The organism is Streptomyces oryzae (genome assembly GCF_017676365.1).
Taxonomy (GTDB): Bacteria; Actinomycetota; Actinomycetes; order Streptomycetales; family Streptomycetaceae; genus Streptomyces; species Streptomyces oryzae.
Genome location: NZ_JADKMA010000365.1, coordinates 1 through 2,679, shown reverse-complemented (window position 1 = coordinate 2,679; position 2,679 = coordinate 1). Strand labels below are relative to the sequence as shown.

The 2,679-nt window shown below is 72.7% G+C and carries 4 protein-coding genes; 3 read left to right on the top strand and 1 reads right to left on the bottom strand.

What is annotated here, in order from left to right:
* Positions 1 to 86: 86 nt before the first annotated feature.
* Positions 87 to 722 (bottom strand): uracil phosphoribosyltransferase, encoded by a 636-nt coding sequence (gene upp / locus ITI46_RS34075; protein WP_209243864.1) that lies wholly within the window; start codon positions 720 to 722, stop codon positions 87 to 89.
* Positions 723 to 1,014: 292 nt separating this feature from the next.
* On the opposite strand from upp, the gene ITI46_RS34070 reads away from it, so the two are divergent.
* From ITI46_RS34070 to tadA, 3 genes are all read left to right on the top strand, one after another.
* Positions 1,015 to 1,260: a hypothetical protein gene (locus ITI46_RS34070; RefSeq protein WP_209243866.1), complete on the top strand. Its 246-nt coding sequence runs from the start codon at positions 1,015 to 1,017 to the stop codon at positions 1,258 to 1,260.
* 279 nt (positions 1,261 to 1,539) lie between these two features.
* Positions 1,540 to 2,091, top strand: a complete 552-nt coding sequence (locus ITI46_RS34065; RefSeq protein WP_209243862.1) for a tRNA adenosine deaminase-associated protein — start codon at positions 1,540 to 1,542, stop codon at positions 2,089 to 2,091.
* A gap of 31 nt (positions 2,092 to 2,122) precedes the next feature.
* A partial coding sequence (tadA, locus tag ITI46_RS34060; protein ID WP_209243861.1) for a tRNA adenosine(34) deaminase TadA occupies positions 2,123 to 2,679 on the top strand: 557 nt, incomplete at its 3' end.

Here is a 2,679-nt window from a genome sequence, read left to right as displayed (position 1 = left end):
GGCCTCCCCCGCCACCTGCTGAGCGACCCGCTCTCAGGAGCGCGCTCCGGCGCCCCCGATCCTCCGGTCCTCCGGCCCCGCCGGCCCTATCCGGCGGTCCCGTACATCCGGTCCCCGGCGTCGCCCAGGCCCGGCACGATGAAGCCCTGCTCGTTGAGGCGCTCGTCCACCGAGGCCGTCACCACGGTCACCGGCGTACCGGCCAGGTCCCGCTCCATGACGGCGACACCCTCGGGCGCCGCGAGCAGACACAGCGCCGTCACATCGTCGGCACCGCGCCGGATCAGCTCCTTGATCGCGGCGACCAGCGTGCCCCCGGTGGCCAGCATCGGGTCGAGCACATAGACCTGACGCCCCGACAGATCGTCGGGCATCCGGTTCGCGTACGTCGAAGCCTGCAGGGTGTGCTCGTCGCGGATCATGCCGAGGAAACCCACCTCAGCTGTCGGCAGCAGCCGGACCATGCCCTCCAGCATGCCGAGACCGGCCCGGATGATCGGCACCACCAGCGGGCGGGGGCGCGAGAGCTGCACCCCGGTCGTCGCGGTCACCGGCGTGGTGATCCCGACCTGCTCGACCCGCACATCGCGGGTGGCCTCGTACGCCAGCAGCGTCACCAGCTCGTCCGCGAGACGGCGGAAGGTCGGTGAGTCGGTGCGCTCGTCGCGCAGAGTGGTGAGTTTGTGCGCGACCAGGGGGTGGTCGACGACGTGGATCCGCATGCTCCGACAGTATCCGAGCCCGCCCACGGTGGATCCGCCCGGTACCGGACGGATGAGCGACCATCGCATGCGGCCGACGGCCGGCCGTAGGCAGTCGTGCCTCCCGCAGTACGTGTCCGAATGCGCCGGGGCGCACTGGCGTACGCCGGGCGGACCGGGGAAAGTGGGCAAGTACACCGGAGGTGTGCATATGTCAGAGCCACGTGAGCCCGGGCAGCAGCCGCGCCGGCAACCGGGACAGTTTGGTCGGCCCCGTCAGGAATCGGACTTCCGCCCGGAGCGCGACCGCGTCATGGATCGTTCCGCGAACCGGCCCCCGGACCGCCGCCCGGAGCTCATGGACCGGCCTGCGGACCGCCCCATGGACCGCTCCGCGGAGAGCGACCGCACCGCGGACTCGGAGCGGCTGCGCCGCAGAGCCCGCTTCCTCCGCGAGCTGAACGAGGCCAAGGAACTGCGCGAGCGCGTCCATCCGCGCCGCTCACGGGCGGCCCGCAGGCGTCAGCAGGCACTGCGGATGCGTTCGTTCCGCTGGTGAGGCCGGCCCTTGGGGCAGCGCCCCGGAACAGGGGCTCCCCGGCCGGCTGCGGGCCGGCGCGCCGCGCGCCTTGCGTGCAGCTCTGAGTCGCAGGTTGTCACAGTGAGTCGTCGCAGGCGAGCGCCCGGGTAAACGTTCGGGCAACAGTCGGGCAAACAGCCCGACGACGCACTGTCGAAGACCCTTCGCATGGCGCGGGTTTCTGCCACGATTCCGATGGGGCGGGGGCACGGTCCTCGTCAGCACTCGGGCACATCTTGAATCAGTGGGAGAGTCACGGTGTATTTCGCCGCGCTGCTCGCGCGCACCGAAGACGGGTGGGAAGCGAGCGACACAGAGCTGGACGATGTGGAGACCCTGGCCGACCTGGCCGACCTGGCCCGCGAGGCCACGACAGACGACGAGACGGTGCTGGTCTGCATCGAGCAGGACGGCGAGTGGTTCGGCGTCGTCCGCGTGGACGGCGAGGACGACCCGCGCGTGTTCGTCTCGGACGCCGCTGCGGCGATGCGCAGCTCGTACGGCGAGATACTGCTCTCGGACGAGCTGCTCGGCCGCCAGCCGGAGGACCCGTCGGCCCTCGACCAACTCGTGGACCTGGACGGCACGGAGGAAGGGGAGCCGGAAGGCAGCGAGGACGACGACGGATCGGCGGAACGCGCCGCGGCGGCCGAGGCGGAGTCCGCACCCGCGGGCCCGCTGGGCGACGCCGAGCTCCTGTCCGACCTCGGGATGGACGAGAAGGTACTGCTCTCGCTCTCCCCCGAGGACGCACTGAGCGAGGTGGCCGACGCGCTGGGCTGCACCGACGTACTGGAGGCCGTCCGCTGAGCCGTCACACCACAGGCGCGACACTGTCCCCATGACCCCCACAGCCGACGACCGGCCGACCGCCGCGTCCCCCACCCCCACGCCCGCCGCGGGGAACACGCCGGAAGGCGGCCCCGCGAGCGACCCTGTACGCGACCCCTGGCGCGAGCCGATGCGGCTGGCGCTCGCGGAAGCCGTACAGGCGCCCGGGACGGGGGACGTGCCGGTCGGCGCCGTCGTACTCGGACCGGACGGCGCGGTGCTCGGCCGGGGGCACAACGCCCGTGAGGCGTACGGCGATCCGACGGCGCACGCCGAGCTGCTCGCGCTGCGCGCCGCCGCCCACGCGCTGGGCGGCGGCGACTGGCGGCTCACCGGCTGCACCCTCGTCGTCACCCTGGAGCCGTGCACGATGTGCGCGGGCGCGGCGGTGCTCTCCCGGGTCGACCGCGTCGTCTACGGCGCCCTGGACGCCAAGGCCGGCGCCGCGGGCTCCCTCTGGGACGCCCTGCGCGACCGCCGCCTCAACCACCGCCCGGAAGTCATCAACGGCGTACTGGCACACGAGTGCGCCACCCTCCTCACCGACTTCTTCCGCACCACCGGCCC